The organism is Nostoc sp. UIC 10630 (assembly GCF_010747425.1).
Taxonomy (GTDB): Bacteria; Cyanobacteriota; Cyanobacteriia; order Cyanobacteriales; family Nostocaceae; genus Nostoc.
This window is the reverse complement of sequence record NZ_JAAGOG010000020.1, coordinates 15,658-35,240: the sequence shown is the minus strand read 5'-3', so window position 1 is coordinate 35,240 and position 19,583 is coordinate 15,658. Positions and strand designations below refer to the sequence as shown.

Here is a 19,583-nt window from a genome sequence, read left to right as displayed (position 1 = left end):
TGGGTTTCCAGCGTTAATTGAAATTTCCACATCCTATCATCTTTAAGGAAGCACAGGCGGTTTCAAGGCTGCTTTTTCTAACTCAAGATGAAATATATTTATCATCTGGGCTGGCAAAAGACACTTTGTTGTCTCTGCTAGTATCTTTACGATATTTTTATTTTTCTATACAAATACATTGACTAGTTCGGTATCTAATTTTCTTGTTTTTATCCAAGCCTACGGTCAATACACAAAGCAATTAGTGTCTGTAACTGTTGTTTTTCGGACATCAATGAAATATTTTCCTCCAAATATTTTCTAATCAAAATGATACTTATAATACATTGATGTGCTTAATCTGAATAAAATCTATCTTAAGCTACTTTTCATAATTGTCTTTCGTGATAATAGGCTACTATTTGGTCAAGCCTAGACAAAATATTTATTTCTAAAAACTATCAATATGAAATCTTTAGTGTATCGTAACGTCGGTGTTACAGCCTGTTGCTTGGGACTGCTTGTTGCTCTGGTGGGATGCTTTGGAGTGAGTGTATCCTTTGAGTCCACAAACCCAGATACATCTTCACAACTGCCAAGTGAAACTCAAGAGTGGGAGACAACTTCTTCTAAACCTGTTTCACCTGAAAAAAGTATTTCCGCTAATCTATCTACTCCAACCAATAAAGTAGAACATAGTAGTAAAGAGAATACTTATCCTGTCTTAGCAGAGCGTGATAAATCAGCAAGCAAAGCTAAGAATCAAGGGACTTTGCGGATGAGTAATCAAACAAATCAACCTGTACGCCTGGCTCTACTGGCGCGACAGTCGGTAGCAAAAGGCTCTGGTACTAAACAGGCTAACTACGATGTACCGGCACATTGGGATTTTGCCCCTCAAGAAGGTAGTGAGAAGGGACTGGTTCTATCCCTACCTCAGAATAATTTGAAGCTGGAGAAGGGAGATATTTTAGTTGCCTTCGCACAAGATGGCTCCCGTCGTTATTGGGGCCCCTATGTTGTTGGTGAAACTCAATTACCTAAATGGAATTCCCAAAGCAGAGAATGGCAACTAGTGCTGAGTCCATAATCTATAACATTCAGAATTGAATTTTCTGTTTGAAAATGTGCTTATTAAGAGTTATGAAAACCTAGAAGCTGTAGGGGCAATTTATGTATTGCCCCTACGTTAATTAAGTACAGCTTCACATAAAATCGCTATGAGGATTGCTAAATAGTTACCATAGATAACTTCTGCATTTAGCCTTGTAGATTGACTTTTGTTTCATTTATTTTTACTATTAAACCCCATTATGGTATAGGGCTAGAGTAAATACGCTCATCTGATGTTGCTAATAAATAGAGCAATCGGGGCAATCTCGGAAAAACGACTTATTAAGCGTGCTCATTACATTGTTTGAAGTTATGTAGCCTTTTGATTACGGCCTATCAAACACTGCGGTAAACTATGCGTTGATTATGATTCTTTCGCAGAGAAGAACACTCGAAAGGAGCGGTTTTTTCAATGTCTCACACCGTAAAAATCTACGATACCTGCATTGGCTGCACCCAATGCGTCCGCGCTTGCCCTACTGATGTACTTGAGATGGTTCCTTGGGATGGCTGTAAAGCTGCTCAAATTGCCTCTTCACCCCGTACAGAAGACTGCGTGGGCTGTAAGCGCTGCGAAACCGCTTGTCCCACCGACTTTTTGAGCATCCGGGTTTACCTGGGCGCTGAAACAACTCGCAGTATGGGTCTGGCTTACTAAAAAGCTAGTGCCGAGTGCTGAGTGCTGAGACAAAAAGAAGTAAATCAAAAAAGCTAATTTCTTGATTCTTCACTCAGAACTCGGAACTCGGAACTTAAGACTTTGAAGTGTGTCAATATCAAGCACCTTTAGCATCGTAGAGTGGACACTACCTGCTTTACGAAATTTTAATTTTAGATTGGGGATAAAAATCTCTGGGTACTTAAATCCTAGAAGCGTATTTGTACAGTCAGGTCAAAAGCTGACTGTGAATCTGCTTTAAAAGCCCAAAATCCATAACAATACCTAGTGGTAAAGGGAGTAATATTACTCCCTTTTTTCTTTGCAAAACGTCGAGTTTGTGCTAAACACTATACTGGATTTAATCATCCTGAAAAAAAGTGGTGTGAACAATGTGCGGAATTGTTGGATATATAGGCACTCAAGCGGCGACAGACATTTTACTGGCTGGGCTGGAAAAACTAGAGTACAGGGGCTACGATTCTGCTGGAATCGCCACTGTTTGGGAAGGTGAAGTTAATTGTGTGCGGGCAAAGGGCAAACTGCATAACCTACGCTCTAAACTAGAACAAATAGAAGCCCCCGCCCAGATTGGTATTGGTCACACTCGTTGGGCAACTCATGGTAAGCCAGAAGAATACAACGCCCATCCCCATTTAGATACCGCAAAGCGAGTGGCGGTGGTACAAAATGGCATTATCGAAAATTACCGCGACTTACGCGAAGAACTTAAAGCAAAAGGACACCAGTTTGTTTCTGAAACTGATACTGAAGTAATTCCCCATCTCATAGCCGAATTTTTAAAGAATATTCCCCCCTCATCTTCCTCATCCCCCTTTTTAGAAGCAGTTCGCCAAGCCGTTAACCACTTACACGGGGCATTTGCGATCGCAGTTATTTCTGCTGACTACCCCGATGAATTGATTGTTGTTCGCCAACAAGCACCTTTGGTAATTGGTTTTGGGCAAGGAGAATTCTTTTGTGCGTCTGACACGCCTGCGATCGTTGCTTACACCCGCGCAGTGCTACCTTTAGAAAATGGCGAAATTGCCCGTCTCACTCCTTTAGGCGTTGAGATTTACAATTTTGCTGGCGACAGGTTGAAAAAGCAACCCCGGCTGCTCAACTTCAATCCTGCATTGGTAGAAAAGCAGGGATTCAAACACTTCATGCTCAAAGAAATTCATGAGCAACCAGGAGTAGTAAGAGCTAGTTTAGATGCTTACTTCAATCCAGCCGAATCTACCGAATCGCCAATCAATCTTGGTTTACCTGCGGATTTATACAACGATTTAGAACAAATTCAGATCCTTGCCTGCGGTACTAGTTGGCACGCAGCATTAATCGGAAAATATTTACTCGAACAATTAGCAGGAATTTCTACTCAGGTACATTACGCTTCTGAGTATCGCTATGCACCATCACCCGTGACCGCTAACACGTTGATTATCGGTGTTACCCAATCAGGTGAAACAGCCGATACCCTAGCAGCTTTGACAATGGAAAAAGAACGTCGCCAAGGGAGAGAACCTAAATATCAAGCGCGACTACTGGGCATTACCAATCGCCCCGAAAGTAGCCTTGGTCATCTAGTGCCGCATGTCATCAGTACCTTAGCAGGAATTGAAATTGGGGTAGCGGCGACAAAAACTTTTACTGCTCAACTGATGGCATTTTATGCTTTGGCATTGGATTTAGCCGCCCGTCGTCAAACTGTTTCAAAAGACACATTAGATCAAATTATTAACGGGTTACGGCAGATTCCTAAAGAAATTGAAGCAACTTTGGAAAGTCAGGAACGTTTAACCGAACAGCTAGCCCACGAATTTGCCGAAACCCAAGATTTCATTTTTATAGGAAGAGGAATCAACTTTCCCATTGCTTTAGAAGGGGCGTTGAAATTAAAAGAAATCAGCTATATTCACGCTGAAGGGTATCCAGCTGGAGAGATGAAACATGGCCCGATCGCACTTTTAGATGCGAAAGTACCAGTAGTTGCGATCGCAATTCCTGGTAGTGTGTACGAAAAAGTTATTTCTAATGCCCAAGAAGCCAAAGCCAGAGATTCTCGGTTAATTGGCGTTACTCCTGTCAACGATGGCGAAGCTGCGGAAATCTTTAACGATCTTCTTCCCGTCTCTCATGTAGAAGAATTACTTTCTCCGATTTTGACAGTAGTTCCTTTGCAATTATTGGCTTATCACATTGCCGCCCGTCGCGGTTTGGATGTCGATCAGCCAAGAAATTTGGCCAAGTCAGTAACGGTGGAATAGTTTATTAATAGAGGTAGTAGCTGTTGTGGAGGAGTAATTCGGTTCAACAAAATATAATTCGGTTCAACAATTCATAAAACGATTGAACAATAACCTCTAAAGAAGTACGATTGTACCAAGTAAAAGTGCGATCGCTGCCAGAGGTTATTTTTATGGTTAGGGGCAGAAGGGAATGGACACAAGCTAAATATGAACGATACATAAAAGAAGGTCGTGGCCGAGGAAGCGGTAAAAACTATAAACCTTGGCTTACAATTCAGGATTTTCCCTCTAAAGGCCGTTCCTCTAGAATTCCTGGTTGGAAAACGAATCGAGTACATCATTTCTTCTCAGACCATGAAAAACGGTTATTTTATTTGTTTGAGTGGTCAGATATAGTCACAGATATAAAAGAGCAGTTTCCTCTAGATAATTTGGATCTAGCTATGAGTATCGCTACAGACATAGGTATAAAGTACCCTGTAGATACACAAACTGGCACTCCTTATGTTTTAACAAGCGACTTTATGCTTACAGTCAATCGCAATGGGAAGCAGATACAGATTGCGCGGACTGTCAAGCAGTCAACAGAACTGGAGAAAAAGCGAGTTAATGAGAAATTGGAGATAGAAAGACAATATTACTTAGCAAAGGGTATTGACTGGGGCATTATCACAGAAAAAGAAATTTCAAGGCTTTTAGCAGAAAATGTTGAGTGGGTTCATTCTGCTTATAGGCTAGAAGCAAATTCAGAAATGGACACTTCACAACTGCATGAGTTGTCAACAATTTTAAAATCCAAGCTTCAGGAAGAAGATGCAACCATCAATAAAATAACTACTACTTTAGATAAAGAGATGAATGTAAATTATGGTACATCACTCTATGTGTTTAAACATTTAATTGCCAGAAAAGAACTCATTGTGGATTTAGTAAAAATAAAATTATCTGCTTGCCCATCAACTGAAGTTATTCAAAAAATAGTATTTTAAACTTCCATAGTAGGTAAATAATATGGTTAAAGGTTTATTTGTCAATGATTTAATAGAGTGGACTTTAGATCTCAACGTTCATATAGTTGAAAGAATTATTTGGATAGACGAAGGTTATATTATTGCATTCGTTATAGATATTAATGCTAAAAAAGGTTTACCTGAACCTAAGAAAATATCTGAAATTTTAGAAGCCATATCTGAAGGTATTGCTTTTAAACAGCAACAAGATCCTTGGGCAAGAATCGTAAGGGATGAAAATTTGACGGATCGTGAAAAGGAATACAGAAATAAAGCTTGGAAAATAATTTCATCATTAGTTACAGAAGAACCATCAATATATTACAGGAATTTTAGAGGTTCGCTGGTTAAAAAAGTTGTTGAAAAGCATAACTTAGAAAGAAATAAAGACAAATTGGTAGAAAAAACTGTCTATGGATATTTGAGAAGATTTTGGCAAAGGGGAAAAAATATAAACGCTCTTATACCTGATTTTATCAATTCATCAGGTAAGGGCAAAATTCGAGGTCAATCAAGCAATAAGAGAGGAAGACCAAGAAAATATGCACATGAGCCAGATATTGGTGAAGGTGTCAATGTTACAGAAGAAGATAGAAAGATTTTTAGAATAGCCATAAGCAAATTTTACAATAACTCAAAAGAGAACTACTTAACAACTGCTTATGAATTAATGGTTAAAAATTATTATAAAGAAGGAATTAGATATGACGAAAATGGTGTTCAAAAATCTATTTTAATTCCGGCTGATAAAATACCTACAATTACCCAATTTAAATACTGGTATCAACTTGAGCAGGATGATGTCACAAAAACTTTGACATCTCGAAAAGGAGCCAAGAAGTTTGCTTTAGAGAATAGAGCAATTTTGGGAACCTCTAAGATGGAAACTATTGGCCCAGGTTCTCGATATCAAATCGATGCAACAGTTGCTGATGTATATTTAGTATCAAAATATAACCGTGATTGGATAATTGGCAGACCAGTTATTTATGTAATTATTGATGTTTTTAGCCGAATAATCACGGGTATTTATGTTGGTTTAGAAGGCCCATCTTGGATGGGGGCAATGATGGCACTAGCCAATGTAGCGACAGATAAAACCCTGTTTTGCCAGGAATATAACATTAATATTACTGAAGATGAATGGCCATGCAATCAAATGCCAGATACAATTTTAGGAGATAAGGGAGAATTAGCAGGTATGTCCGTTGAAACATTAATCCCTAATCTTTATGTTCATATTGAAAATGCAGCTTCCTATAGAGCAGATTGGAAAGGTTTAGTAGAAAGACACTTTCGTATAATCCATGAATATGTAAAGCCTTTTTTACCTGGTTATATAGATACTGATTTTAGACAAAGAGGTGCAAGAGATTATAGGCTTGATGGCAAACTTGACATAGATCAATTTACTGAAATTATTGTTCGTTTAATTGTTCACCACAACAATAAACCTCTTAAGGAATATGAAAGGGACGAAGCGATGATTGTTGATGATATACCCCCTATACCCACAGAGTTGTGGAAGTGGGGTATTACGAATCGTTCTGGTAGACTTAGAACTTTTTCTGAAGATATTGTCAAATTGAATTTGATGCCTACTGAAAAAGCAACCATTACCGCTAAAGGCATCAAAATGAGAGGGAAGGAGATGTACTATACCTGTGATAGTGCTGAAAAAAGGCAATGGTTTGAAAAAGCTAGAAGTAATCTCCTTTCTAAGTCAGATAAATCACTGATTGTGTCTTACGATATCAGAAATCCAAACTTCATTTACCTCCCATCAAGTGATGGTAGAGATTTTGAAAAATGTTTTCTTATTGATTCAGAAGGGCGGTATGCTAATAAAAACTTTCATGATATTGAATATTTGCTTGCTTATGAAGAATTGCAAAGACAGAAAAGCCAAGGTAAACAACTACAGGAAAAGGTAGATTTGATAGCTGATATTGAAAGCGTAGTAGATAGAGCAGGAAAAATGACCGATGCTGCTAAAGAGCCTAATTTAAGTAAGACCAAAAAACTTTCTGGAATCAGAGAAAATAGGGCTTTTGAAAAGGCTAAACGGCGAGAGAGCGAAGGATTTGAACTAGCAAATACAGAAAATCAGAACAGTTTTCAGGCTGTAGAGAGCAAACTCGAAACTTCTGAACAGCCAGAATCATTACAGCCAAATCATCTGGATCTTCTCAGGAAAAACCGACAGGAGCGTAAACGTGGACAGGAATGAAGGTGAATTAATTAGGATTCCCAATGGAGAATTAGCGATTGTTGCCAGATACATAGACCAAAAACTGCCAGAATATAACGCTAATCCCTTAATTCAGGCACTACCTCCTATCCTTTCAGCAAAAGAATTTTTAAATAAAGCAACAAGAACGCCAGAGTTTCATGAAGAAGAAAAGGAGCTAGAAGCTCATTATAGATTTCATTGCATCGAGAGGTTATCTAGATATTTTGATCCTCAAAATAAAACTGTTGAATTACAGAAGGTAATTTGTGCGCTCATAATGACTGGCTATCTGGCTCGGAATGTGCTAAAGCCTGAATATGCAAGTCGCTCTAGGCAAATTTATAATGCAATAAAAGACGGAGGAGGTAAAAACTTAGAAAACTACGTCAATCTTCCTACGTCTGCTTCCGGTTTAACCTTAATTGGCCCATCAGGAATGGGGAAGTCTACAAATTTTCAAAATATTCTTAATCTTTATCCTCAAGTAATTCTTCACCCTGACCATAGTGTCTACCAGATAGTTTGGTTGAAGGTTGATTGTCCTCATGCGGGTTCTTTGAAGGGTCTGTGTACTGATATTTTTCTTGCTGTTGACAGGTTATTGGGTACTAACTACTTCAAAAAATTTGGTTCATCGCGCAACTCTGAAGATTATATGCTTGCTCAAGTTGCTCAGATTGCCCATACTCATCATTTAGGGGTTTTGGTCATAGATGAAATGCAAAATCTTGTGACAGCAAGAAGAAGTAGCTCAGATATGTTGAATTTTTTAGTAAAAATGGACAATACTATAGGAATTCCAGTAATTCGCGTTGGCACAAATGAGGCTTTTCCTATTCTTCAAGGAAATTTTAGAAATGCTAGGAGAGGGACAGGAGAAGGAAGTGTAATTTGGGACAGAATGGTAAATAATGATGAATGGTCTTTTTTCATGGAAGGGATATGGGAATACCAATGGACAAAAACGCCTGTTCCTTTCTCTGATGAAATTAATGAAGTTTTCTATAACGAAAGTCAAGGAATTATTGATATTGCCGTCAAACTTTATAAGATGGCTCAATGGAGAGCTATTTCAATTGGTGGGAAAGAAATTATTACTACTAACTTAATTCGACAAGCTGCTAAAGACGGGCTATATTTAGTCAAGCCAATGCTAGATGCTATTAGGTCAGGGGACAAGGAGTGGATGATTAAGTATAAGGATATTGCTCCTCTGGATACTACAGAATATCAAAATAAATGTCTCTCTGAGCTTGATTCTGACGATTTGAAAGAAATTCAGAGATTAGCTAGAAAGCAGCAGAATCAGCAGAAAGTATCGCCGAAGCTAAATTATGTAATTCTTGAGCTTTTGAAATTGGAAGTAGAAGCTGCTAGAGCAAAGGAATGTGCAGAACAAGTAATTGTTTCTGGTGATGAAAATGTAGACATTACATTTTTAGTCAATAAAGCATATGCTCTTGCTTTGCAAGGAGGGCAAGAAAATGGGAACCTTGTTAAGATAAGTAAAAATAAAGCTAAGTTTAAGCCGAAGTACGTAGAAAATGACATTCGGCGCACTGTTGAAAATGCACAGAAAGAGAAAAAATCTGCATATGAAGGTTTGAAATTGGCAGGTATAATCAAAGATCCAGTCGAGGATTTTATAAATATGTCGCATATCGATGCTTAGTTTCTTCCCAACTCTTTATCCAGATGAACTTTTGTATAGTGCTTTGGCTAGATACCATATTCGCAGTGGTAACAAAATTTTTAAGCAAACTGACTTAGAGCTATTCGGTTATAGTTCTCAACAAGTTTGCAAGATTACTTTAACTAATCACTTAAATTATTTAGTAAAAAACTTGCCTTTACGTTCCCACCAAACAGTCGGTAATTTACTGCAAAATCATACTTTATACCCTTTTTATGCAACTTTCTTAATACCACAGGAAGCTTGGTTATTAAAAGACTCAATGAGTAAAAAACTTAGTGGTTCTATTTTAAAACTTGCTAAGGTGGCTAATGGTTCTAGTGGCGAGTCAAAAAAATTTTTAAAATTTTGTCCTCAATGTTTAGAACAAGATACACATCAATATGGTGAGCCTTACTGGCATAGAACACATCAAGTACCTGGCATATTGGTTTGTCCAACTCATGGTGTCTTTTTGTGTGATAGCTCTGTCGCAATTGAATCGAAAGGCATACATTATTATGCTGCAAGCTTAGATAATTGTTTAACAGTTACTGGTTTAAAAAGTTTGACAAACCAGGCTTTAAAAACACTCGTCACACTGGCAAATGATATTAACTTGCTGATTCATGGTAATTTTGCCTTTAAAGGCTTGGCTTGGCTTCGCGCTCAGTACCAGCATTACTTAGTCAGTAAAGGGCTATTACAAATTTTTCCTGCTGGGAAGTTTAAATTTGACGAATATGGTTTTTCAAAGCTTATATTTGATTTTTATGGTCAAGAGTCTTTAGAAGCCCTCAATCCAAAGTTAACCCAACATCAAGGTAAATATTTCTCCCATTGCTTGCTTGGATGTGACTTAAATCCATCAATTGACCGGATTACTCATATCTTGATAATAAAATATTTAGCAAATTCTATAGAAATATTTTTTCTGTAGGAAAGTTCACATATACTTTTAAATATATTAATATAAAGCAATAAAAAGTTATTAAAAATTATCATGTTTGCTTGTCGTTTTAAAGTAATCTCACATTAATCACTAAGGTAGTCTAAGTAATAATTTAGCTGCCTCAAATATCACGTATCTGCTTAAAGATAAGGTGGGAAAGATGATTATTGATTGCAGCTTACCTACGCAGATTCCTCCAGAGTCACCTTTAAACCTAACAAAGCAAAGAAAGCTTTTAACGTCTGAGTTACCATACATAGAATTAATTTTTAACCTGATTGGTGAGACAGTACCTCTCGACCACGGCTATGAGCTATTTTCTGCGATCGCTCATTTTGAACCCGAACTTCATAAATTAGATACAGTTGGAATTCATACCATTGCAGGTATTCCCAAGCCAGGCGTAATTCAGCTAACTAAAAATTCTAGGCTTCGGATTCGGCTACCGATGGATCAAGTGCGTTTGGTTTATCCGTTAGCAGGTAAGCCCCTGAGAATTGGTAAGCATACAATTCGTTTGGGGATTCCTGAAATTTATTTGCTTGAGCCTGCTGAGAAACTGCGATCGCGTATAGTGATTATCCAGGGTTATCAAGAACCGGAGTCGTTTTTAACAGCAGCACAGCGTCAATTAGAACAACTGGGTATCCAGGGAAAAGCCTTTATTACCAAAAATACTGATGGTAGCCCAAAACGTAGAAGTATCAAAATCAAGCGCTTTACGGTTGTGGGTTTTGGGTTAGAAATCATTAATCTCAGCAATGAAGATTCGCTAACATTGCTGAGATATGGCATTGGGGGAAAACGTAAGATGGGCTGTGGCGTTTTTGTGCCTGTGAAGAGAAAGGGAAACGCAAGTTAAAGCTGGTTTTGACTACTACCCAATATAAGTTTGAGAGTATTTCCCAGAAATAAATAAGATGTCCATAGTAGCTAGTGTTGTCAACCCCAAAATCTATTTAAATCTGGGCGACCCAAGCATAACTTGGATACATCGTGCTGGCATAGCAGGGCTGTGGATGACCCTCAAGCAACTAGAAAAACTACACCCAATACCTGCGGAACGACCTGGTAATTTAACTTGGTTACTGACTCCTCGCAGCATCAGCCTTGAATGGCAAGGGCAGGATTTCGTAGTTTTAGACTGGCTGCTAAAGCAATCCTTTCAGATTAATAAAGAAGGTCTAATTTCGCTGACAGGCTTAAATACGCATTCAATCAAGATTGAAACTCAAATTAATATTCACTTGGGAATAACAGGAACGTTTCTCCAACATAACCAGGTTTTTAAATTTGACGGCGGTAAATCCTGGTCATTAATAGTTGATGGTATAGAAATCGATGTCGAGTATAAGAAAGCAGTTTCCTATGCTCATCAAGATTTTGCTAAACAACTCTGTGATAAACAAGGTCAATTATTTGGACAATCAATTGGTGTAGCAGGGTGGCTATATCCGGGTTCTGTAGTTCGTCATGTTGCTTTTACAAAAAAAACTAAGTTTGAAGAGAAACCACAATTGGCTTTTGCTCTTTTATATGCTCCTGTTGCTTGCCGCTACTTTGTTTTGCGATCGCACATCAAACTGGAACATACACAATATGCCCTAGTTATACCTGAAGTGGTTGACTTAGAAATTTATGCCCAGGAATACTGGAGTTTGGGAAACTTAGATTACAAGGATTTCCATGTATCTAGCTTAGGAGATGCTGCATTAAGATTCCTTACTTACGAAACAATTATAGAATTGGCTACACCCGATCAAGTAAAACGATGCCAAGTAATATTATTTGGAACGGTAGTTTGGTCAAAGCAGCAAAAAACTCGCATAGAAATAGGAGTGGTAGAAGCGACTGAAATAATAGATTTTATCTATAAGCTTAGTCGTATTTATTTTCCAGAGTACCAAATTGTTAAGTATAAAAATAAAAATCTTATCATTAGCAATGTGTTTACGGGAACAATTGCCGATAACTTAGTAAAGGGGTTTCCTTGGTGGGCTAATTTATATACAACCTTTAAAAATAAAAATTTATTTAAATTTATTACTAATGATGGAGTTTATAAGATGATTCAAAACGCTGAATGGAATCTAGAAAGCCAAAAACTATTTATTAAAGCTTGTCATGAAGCATTGAAGAAAATATACGCTAAAATTTATGGACGAACAAATGAAGGTCAATATGCTCAAATTGAACGAGAAAATATACGTATTTTATCGCAACTAGGACGTTGTACAAATGCTGAAAATTTTCGGAAATTTATTGCGGAGTTTTGGGGAAGAGCAGGTCAAATTTCAATTTTAGAAAAACACTGGGAAGAATTACTGCCATTAACTTCTGGAATAATGGATTGGAAAGTTGCCAGAGATTTAACTTTTATTGCTCTTGCTAGTTATCCAAAAAGCAATATGGTTGAAAAAGAAATATTGGAAATCTCTGATTCTAATAGTGAATAATTACACATTTTTTTGCTTAATAAAACACAAAATATGAATTTAATAGGCAATTTTAAATGTTTCATTTATTCGGCAATATTTTGACTAGCTATGGAACCGCAGCTAATAATCGTGGGGAAAATGAAGGTAATATAACTCCCTTACAAAAATTGAATTGGAAAGGTGAAGTTCATACTACAGTTTCATCTGAGGCGATTCGTTGGGCATTACGGTACTACTGGCAAAATGTTGGCTATCCGGTGAATCGACGTTGGGATGAGAACGCTCAACCAGTAGCAGATTATGTTTTGCAAGACCCCAACTTTGATGATATTCGCTTTATTGATGATGATATTTTGGGATTTATGCAGGCTGAAGCAGCAAAAGTGGAAGCGTCAGATGAGTCTGGAGGCGATGCCGAGGAAGCATCTCAAGATGAGAACAAAAAAAGTTCTAAAGGTAAGGATAAGCAAACTTCTCCACGTAAGGGCAAGCAAAAGCCTAAAGGAAAAATAACTGCTAGGCGAGGTGTATTAGAAGTTACTCGTGCAGTATCAATGATACCCTTTATGGGAAACATTACCTTTAATGCTGTTAGTGGAGTAAAAGGACGAAATTCTCTTTATGCCACAGAGATTCATGCTACTCGTTATCAATATGGTTTTGCATTGACACCCGATAGCCTCAAAGATAAATCTCGCATCCATGCTGTTCTAGATGGTTTGATTTCGATTGGTGAAGTGGCGGGAAATCATGCCCGTTTTTTGTATGATTTCTCCCCTGAAAGTATTGTACTGCGGTGGACACATGATTTTTCCCCTCGTTTTCTATATTGCTTTGAGCAAGACGAACTGGGAAATTTGTCAGTATCCAACTTAGTGCGACAGGTAGAGGTAGGAGATATTGATCCCAAAGAATTATGGATTGGAGGCTTAATTTCTCAGGGTTTAGAAGATTTGGGAGCAAATGTGTTTCCTGGAGTGAAGTCGGCAGTCAAAGCATTAAAACAGGTCATTGCTGAAGATTTGCAGTTGTCATCGGGGGGCAATTAACATGACAACAATTGCTTTGAAAGTTGAAGTACCTATTGCTTGTTTTCGTCAATCCCGTGCTAGAGAATACGCTGAAACGTATCCAGTACCTCCACCTTCTACGGTGTACGGGATGTTACTTTCTCTGATTGGTGAGACAGATCGTTATAAGCATTGTGGAACTCAATTAGCGATCGCGCTCTTGTCCAAACCAGAAAAATCTATTGTAATTCGGACTTTTCGCAGGTTTAAAACGAAAGATATCCACGACCCTAAGAATACTAAACCTGATTACCAAGAGTTACTAACGAATGTTGAGTTTGTAGTTTGGGTGAAAACAGACAAAGCAAAGCCTACTTTACCAGAACTTTTGCAGCAGGCATTTGCGAACCCAGCTTCTATTAATCGATTTGGTGGACTGTGTTTAGGTGAAAGTCGGGATCTAGTCAATACTGTTACCCTTTTATCTGAGAAGTATCATGGTGAGTCTTTGTGGTGGTTAGTTACAGATGAAGATGGTTCGCTAACCTTACCCTACTGGGTTGACCATGTTGGGTCTAAGAGAACACGCTGGCAGTGTTATGAGCTTCAAGAGTCCCAAGTATGGCAACCACCGGATTTATCGTGGACTACAATTCAAACTAGTTGAAAAATGAGGATATTTAGATTTTGACAAGCATACCTGCTTGTTGAGCCGACATAAAGAGATAAAAAGTCGGTATTCTCTACTGAATCAGCAATTCAGCGTTTTCATTATGATTAAGGATGCTTGCAATTCCTCAGAAAGTTCCAACAATAAGCCTTCTGGGTGTTGTTAAGCTAGCCTAGCCTATTAAATTTTGCAAATTTAGTGCCTCCTAATGACAGGTGCTTGTAAGATTATCTAGAAGACTTGATGGATTAAGATGTTTAGCCATCGCTGTTCTTTAACATTAGATGTCGTCAGACGTTGAGCAGACGGTAGGCTTTCAGCGATCGCACTCAACGCCGTGTTCTTTAACATTAGATGTCGTCAGACGTTGAGCAGTTGATGCCAAATTGAGGGAATTCAAGGAAACATTAGTTCTTTAACATTAGATGTCGTCAGACGTTGAGCAGTGATAGTTGAACTTAATACTATTTATCAAGCTCTTGTTCTTTAACATTAGATGTCGTCAGACGTTGAGCAGTTTCCAAATTGCCCCCAGAGTTTTTACGTAAAGGGGTTCTTTAACATTAGATGTCGTCAGACGTTGAGCAGAATTTATTCAGCAAACCTGGGATTACTATCGGAAGGTTCTTTAACATTAGATGTCGTCAGACGTTGAACAATGGGATATGGGGTAAGGGGAACCCTTGGTACAGTATTCTTTAACATTAGATGTCGTCAGACGTTAAGCAAGATTTTGCTGTTCGCTGCCATAGCTGATACTTCAAAAACCTCCCTCAACCCTTTTCATGCGAAATTTTTGTGCGGATTTGTTCCCATTGCTCAATCTGCTTCTGTAGTTGCAATTTGCGATCGCCCTCAACTGCGACAAGACCAGTAAACAAACCCTGACCGTTCAACTGATCGCTGTAAATAGCTATCAATTCAGTCAGTGCTTTTTTATGCCTTTCATCTCCTCCTCAGTGAAGGAATTTACATTTAGGCAAATCAGTCGTCTGCCAATTCTCTCCACAAGCTCCGACCTGCTTATTTGAACCTCGCATGACTAGAAGTCACGCGATTCCTGCTTCAACGATCTCTGCCTGAATTACTTCAGGACTTACAAGTTCTCCACAGGCGTTTTTTATAACCTCCGGCGTACCGACGGCGGTTAGTAATCTCAATCCCTCACTCAGAATATTTAAACTTGCGTTTACGTCTCTCAAATTGTGATTATCACAACTGGGACAAGACCATTCGCGCAGCTTTAAATCTTTAACTAATGGGTTTACAAAACCACAGCAGTTACAAGTCTGAGATGATGGATAAAATGTACCAACTTTTTGCACAATTCTGTCATGCCACAGAGCTTTGTATTCAAGCATGGCGACAAACTTTGACCAGCTAGCGTCTGAAATACTCAGGGCTAATTTATGGGTTTTGACCATATTGGCAACTCGCAAATCTTCAATACAGATAATACTGTTTTCTTTCATTAAACGAGTTGACAGCTTATGCAGAAAGTCATCTCTCAGATTCGTAATGCGATCATTTGTACGAGCCAGCTTGATTTTCGCTTTGACTCTATTGCTACTACCTTTGACGCTACGCGATAATTTTTTATGTGCCTTCCGTAGCTTACGAGTTTGAGTCCGGTAATATTTGGGGTTATCTATAACTTCAGCATTGCTCGTAACAAGATAAGACTTAATTCCCAAGTCTAAGCCAATATTTTGAGAGACTTGAGGATGTTTCTGTATCTCTGTTTCGCACAGAATGCCAGCAATATATTTGCCGGACGTTGTGCGAGTTATGGTAACGTTTACAAGTTTTCCAGTAATTTCCTGAGACTTGTGAAACTTTACCCATCCCAGTTTAGGAAGTTTTAAACGATTTTCTATTACCTGAATATTACCGTTGGTTAGGTTAGTTTTGTAAGACTGCTTACACCCATGCTTCTTTTTAAAATTAGGAAAACCTACACCCTTTTTACCTTTGATCTTCTTTAAGTCAGCAAAAAAGTTTTTGTATGCTGTCTCTAAATTCTTGAGTGAATTCTGTAAGGCAAACTTATCTACTTCCTTCAACCATTCAATTTCTTTCTTGAGTATAGTTAGCTGTTGACTACAAGCGTTGTAGTTTAAGGTTTTTCCCTCACTTGCATATAACTCTTCCTTCAGCGCCAAAAAGCGGTTGTACACATATCTTGCAGAACCAATTGTCTTGTTAATTAAGACTTTTTGATTGTGTGTGGGTATGAGAGTAACTTTAAATGCTTTTTGGATGGATGACAATTTATTAAATTTGCTGAATCCCTCTAGATTTTAACATAAAGTCATACTTAATATAGAGCGCCTAACTCATGACTTGAAGTCACGAGTGTGCGGCTTACAGAAATCAAAATTGGAAGCGATCGCATCTAATCCTTCAATACCAGTGGGAGTAAGGGCTAGGTTAACCATTTTCTTCACCTCATCGTACATCTCTGGTACGTCTTTTTGTCCTTTCTTTCCCATTAATACCCAGCTATTACACACCTCCTAAATCATAGTCAACAGCAAGGACTACAGGTAGATTCTATAAATTGCTCAAAAATATTTAGTTATTGTGTAATACCTGAACTGTTGATAATATAGGTGTTATGTAATGCCTAAAACTTTGATGATAGAGGGCAAAAATCCTCATAATTTTGTTGGCTGTGCAGAGAAAGGTGCGGAAGGCGATCGCCACAAACTTGAAACACTTTGGAATTTACAAAAATATTCTTTTCAGGTTTCAACATAAGAAAGAATCTATGCTTGGCTTTTTCCCAGCCCCTTATCCAGATGAAATTTTATACAGTATCTTGGCTCGTTACCACATTAGGAGTGGTAACACAAGTCCAAAAATAACTCTAAGAGAGCTATTTAATTCTCAAGATGTAATAGCTACTGTTGACTTACCTTCTAACCTTAATTCGTTGATTGAGAATCTACAATTTATCTCGAATTATCAAATAGAAGATTTGATATATAAATATACCCTCTATCCTTTCTACAGTGTTTTTCTGCCATCGAAAAGAGCTAGTCAGGTGATGGAGTCTATGAAAGCAGATTTCGGAGGAGATATTCATACCAGAACCGGAATTATGGCGAGTTCCTTGAAGATGCAGAGGTATCTGCGATTTTGCCCAAAATGTTTGGAAGAAGATTTGCAAAACTATGGGGAGTCATACTGGCATAAGCTACACCAAACACCAGGGGTTCTGGTTTGCCTCGTTCATGGTGTGACTTTGCAAGATAGCACAATTCCCATGCAAGGTTTTAATAGGCATGAATACTATGCTGCAAGCCTAGAAAACTGTCCTGTTATACCGATACAAGAGACTTACAGTCAAGAGACTTACAGTCAAGAGACTTTAAAGAAGTTGCGACTGCTGGCTCAAGATATTTCATGGTTGATAAATAGTAATCTTTTCTCTAGAGAACTAGAGTGGTTTCAAAGAAAATATATAGCTTTATTGATTGAAAAAAATTTTGCAACAGCAACCGGGCGAGTAAACCAGAAAAGGCTACTAGATAATTTCTTGTTCTTTTATGGTGCTGAAGTGCTTGAGGCTGTTAACTCAATGGTGAATTACGAAAATGAGCAAAACTGGCTATTCAGCATTGTTAGGAAGCATAGAAAGTCATTTCATCCCATCAGACATCTACTCGTAATTAGATTCCTGACGAATTCTATCGAGGAATTTTTCAATACAGATTACCAGTATAAACCTTTTGGTGAGGGGCCTTGGCTGTGTCTAAATGCTGCGGTAAACCATTATCTTAAGCCAGTAATAACTAATCTTGTTGTTACTCACTGTTTGGATAATAAAAAGCCGTTAGGTACTTTTTCTTGTTCCTGTGGGATGGTTTATTGCAGAACTGGCCCTGATGAAACTGATGAAGATAAGCAGCGAATTGGCAAAGTCTTGACTTACGGTCAATTCTGGGAGCAGAAGCTAAAAGAACTGGTAGAAATCCAAGAGTTAGGTCTACGAGAGACAGCAAGACAACTCAAGGTCGATTCCAGAACAGTAAAACATTATACTGCCATACTTAAGCTAAAAACTTTTTGGAAATCTTCACAGAAAAATCAGCTAGTAGACTCACAGGAAGTTTTAGACTCTAATCTAAATTTAGCCAGTGATGACAGAATCAAATACAGGGAAGTTTGGAAAGCTTTACAACAGCAGTACCCAGAAGCCTCAAAAACTACTTTGAGGGGATTAGCCAAGGGAACGTATATTTGGCTATACAGAAACGACAAAGAGTGGCTCAACAAAAATTCGCCTTCTTTAAAAGTACCTCTCCCTTGCGTCGGAAAAGTTGACTGGGCAGAAAGGGACAAGCAAGTTCTCGAAAAGGTAAAAACTGCTGTGCGAACATTTCTGAGTGCAGAAAAACCCGCGAGAGTCACTATTTGCAGGATAGGGAAAAGTATTGGCTTACTGGCACTACTCGAAAAACATTTGGCAGAAATGCCACTGACTAAGGTTTATTTAGAATCAGTCACAGAAACTGTAGAGGATTTTCAGATTCGGCGTATTAAGTGGGCAATTAAGCGGCTTGATGATTGCGGAGAAGAAATTCAGCCTTGGAAGGTGATTAGACTGGCTGCGCTACGAGAAAATCGCTCACAGAGAGTACAAGCGGCTCTAGAAACTGAGCTTTATAAGCAACCGGATTAAGTTAATAACACTTCCTTGATGATAGTTTTGTTGATCAATCAAAAGCTCCAAACAAGAAAGAGACGTGTTAAATTCACGTCTCTAAGTGATGGGAATAATACTGCGTTCTAAGCTACATCTGCGACCAGTAAGCCGTTAACAGCAATAATCAAAAGCAGCGCTGAATCAGAAGTGTCACAGCAGTGTCTTTTATCGCTATTACAGGGTTGTGCTATCCATTTGCCTTCAAGATTATGGTAAAAAGTTCCCAGAAGTTGGGAACCATTCCAAACTCGATACAGTTCTCCCCAATCATCTGGTACTGAGTCAATTTCAATTTCTGGCGCTACTGCATCAGCTAAGTGGTCAACATATTCCTCAAACTCTGCTTGAGCCGAGGCTTGGTTGTCAAATTCATCTTGTACAATCATCTGAGTAACCTCATTGATGGGGTTTAACAAAAGTCGATCGCAGTCTCTTCCCGGAGGGCGATCGCCTTTGTCTTGTTACTATATTGTAGTTACCTGTTATTACTAAAACAATAGCGTTACTACAAAATTTTCAAAATTCGCCACAATTAAGGTAAATAGAGTTATTACAGATTGAAAGTTTTCAGCAGAAAGTAGTATGGCAAAGCGGCAGACAACAAAATTGAGCAATCAGATCATTGTTAGAATGGACGATGAGACAAAGGAAGCTTTTATGAATAAAGCTAAGGCTGAAGGCAAGACAGCCTCAGAATTGATCATGGGATGGATTCGTTCTTACATGGCTGAAGAACTCCAAGGAACTCCAGACTTAGCCAAAATGCAAGCGGACTTGGAGAATCTAAAACAACAAGTTGCTGCACTCCAAAATGAATACTTGGGAAAATTAGCAGCCTGAGAGAAGAGAACGATTCTCTCAGGCTATGGATAGATCAAATTA

Annotated in this window: 18 protein-coding genes and 1 CRISPR repeat array; of the genes, 14 read left to right on the top strand and 4 right to left on the bottom strand. The window is 38.3% G+C overall.

The features are described from left to right. Positions 1–445 precede the first annotated feature (445 nt). The 11 genes from G1O98_RS07905 to cas5 all read left to right on the top strand — a co-directional run bounded on the left by G1O98_RS07905 (position 446) and on the right by cas5 (position 13,987). Positions 446–1,069 carry a hypothetical protein gene (locus G1O98_RS07905; protein ID WP_163928238.1) on the top strand — a complete coding sequence of 208 codons (624 nt, stop codon included), beginning with the start codon at positions 446–448 and terminating at the stop codon, positions 1,067–1,069. A gap of 435 nt (positions 1,070–1,504) precedes the next feature. Further along, complete coding sequence (psaC, locus tag G1O98_RS07900; protein ID WP_012411495.1) at positions 1,505–1,750, top strand: photosystem I iron-sulfur center protein PsaC; 246 nt, start codon at positions 1,505–1,507, stop codon at positions 1,748–1,750. A gap of 392 nt (positions 1,751–2,142) precedes the next feature. After that, positions 2,143–4,023: a glutamine--fructose-6-phosphate transaminase (isomerizing) gene (glmS, locus tag G1O98_RS07895; protein ID WP_163928236.1), complete on the top strand. Its 1,881-nt coding sequence runs from the start codon at positions 2,143–2,145 to the stop codon at positions 4,021–4,023. Positions 4,024–4,175: 152 nt separating this feature from the next. Next, positions 4,176–4,994: a TnsA endonuclease C-terminal domain-containing protein gene (locus G1O98_RS07890; RefSeq protein ID WP_163928234.1), complete on the top strand. Its 819-nt coding sequence runs from the start codon at positions 4,176–4,178 to the stop codon at positions 4,992–4,994. Between the two features lie 22 nt (positions 4,995–5,016). Next, a complete protein-coding gene (locus tag G1O98_RS07885) occupies positions 5,017–7,245 on the top strand; it encodes a DDE-type integrase/transposase/recombinase (RefSeq protein WP_163928232.1) in 2,229 nt (742 codons plus the stop codon). Continuing rightward, positions 7,232–8,920, top strand: a complete 1,689-nt coding sequence (locus tag G1O98_RS07880) for an ATP-binding protein (protein WP_163928230.1) — start codon at positions 7,232–7,234, stop codon at positions 8,918–8,920. Before G1O98_RS07885 ends, G1O98_RS07880 begins: the two co-directional genes overlap by 14 nt. Continuing rightward, positions 8,913–9,860 (top strand): TnsD family Tn7-like transposition protein, encoded by a 948-nt coding sequence (locus tag G1O98_RS07875; RefSeq protein WP_163928228.1) that lies wholly within the window; start codon positions 8,913–8,915, stop codon positions 9,858–9,860. Before G1O98_RS07880 ends, G1O98_RS07875 begins: the two co-directional genes overlap by 8 nt. A 172-nt stretch (positions 9,861–10,032) precedes the next feature. Then, the gene (cas6, locus tag G1O98_RS07870) at positions 10,033–10,734 is read left to right on the top strand and encodes a type I-MYXAN CRISPR-associated protein Cas6/Cmx6 (RefSeq protein ID WP_163928227.1); all 702 of its coding nucleotides are present in this window, start codon (positions 10,033–10,035) and stop codon (positions 10,732–10,734) included. A gap of 58 nt (positions 10,735–10,792) precedes the next feature. Next, on the top strand, positions 10,793–12,328 hold the full coding sequence (cas8a1, locus tag G1O98_RS07865; protein ID WP_163928225.1) for a type I-MYXAN CRISPR-associated Cas8a1/Cmx1: 1,536 nt from the start codon (positions 10,793–10,795) through the stop codon (positions 12,326–12,328). A 56-nt stretch (positions 12,329–12,384) separates the two neighbouring features. After that, positions 12,385–13,359 (top strand): DevR family CRISPR-associated autoregulator, encoded by a 975-nt coding sequence (locus G1O98_RS07860; protein ID WP_163928222.1) that lies wholly within the window; start codon positions 12,385–12,387, stop codon positions 13,357–13,359. A gap of 1 nt (position 13,360) precedes the next feature. Continuing rightward, the gene (cas5, locus tag G1O98_RS07855; protein WP_163928220.1) at positions 13,361–13,987 is read left to right on the top strand and encodes a type I-MYXAN CRISPR-associated protein Cas5/Cmx5/DevS; all 627 of its coding nucleotides are present in this window, start codon (positions 13,361–13,363) and stop codon (positions 13,985–13,987) included. A gap of 272 nt (positions 13,988–14,259) precedes the next feature. Continuing rightward, positions 14,260–14,718: direct repeats of the CRISPR family, unit length 35 nt; unit sequence GTTCTTTAACATTAGATGTCGTCAGACGTTGAGCA. Positions 14,719–14,763: 45 nt separating this feature from the next. Here cas5 and G1O98_RS07850 read toward each other — a convergent pair. The 3 genes from G1O98_RS07850 to G1O98_RS07840 form a co-directional block, all read right to left on the bottom strand. Then, complete coding sequence (locus G1O98_RS07850; RefSeq protein ID WP_163928218.1) at positions 14,764–14,910, bottom strand: hypothetical protein; 147 nt, start codon at positions 14,908–14,910, stop codon at positions 14,764–14,766. Positions 14,911–15,039: 129 nt separating this feature from the next. Then, positions 15,040–16,260, bottom strand: a complete 1,221-nt coding sequence (gene tnpB, locus G1O98_RS07845) for an IS200/IS605 family element RNA-guided endonuclease TnpB (protein WP_175586578.1) — start codon at positions 16,258–16,260, stop codon at positions 15,040–15,042. Between the two features lie 66 nt (positions 16,261–16,326). Next, positions 16,327–16,482: a hypothetical protein gene (locus G1O98_RS07840; protein WP_163928216.1), complete on the bottom strand. Its 156-nt coding sequence runs from the start codon at positions 16,480–16,482 to the stop codon at positions 16,327–16,329. Positions 16,483–16,612: 130 nt separating this feature from the next. On the opposite strand from G1O98_RS07840, the gene G1O98_RS07835 reads away from it, so the two are divergent. Further along, on the top strand, positions 16,613–16,750 hold the full coding sequence (locus G1O98_RS07835) for a hypothetical protein (protein ID WP_163928214.1): 138 nt from the start codon (positions 16,613–16,615) through the stop codon (positions 16,748–16,750). Between the two features lie 10 nt (positions 16,751–16,760). Further along, a complete protein-coding gene (locus tag G1O98_RS07830) occupies positions 16,761–18,677 on the top strand; it encodes a TnsD family Tn7-like transposition protein (protein WP_163928213.1) in 1,917 nt (638 codons plus the stop codon). A 107-nt stretch (positions 18,678–18,784) separates the two neighbouring features. Here G1O98_RS07830 and G1O98_RS07825 read toward each other — a convergent pair whose 3' ends face one another. Continuing rightward, on the bottom strand, positions 18,785–19,087 hold the full coding sequence (locus tag G1O98_RS07825) for a hypothetical protein (RefSeq protein ID WP_163928212.1): 303 nt from the start codon (positions 19,085–19,087) through the stop codon (positions 18,785–18,787). Between the two features lie 271 nt (positions 19,088–19,358). Between G1O98_RS07825 and G1O98_RS07820 the strand changes: the two genes are divergently transcribed. After that, complete coding sequence (locus tag G1O98_RS07820) at positions 19,359–19,541, top strand: hypothetical protein (protein WP_230967196.1); 183 nt, start codon at positions 19,359–19,361, stop codon at positions 19,539–19,541. Positions 19,542–19,583 lie beyond the last annotated feature (42 nt).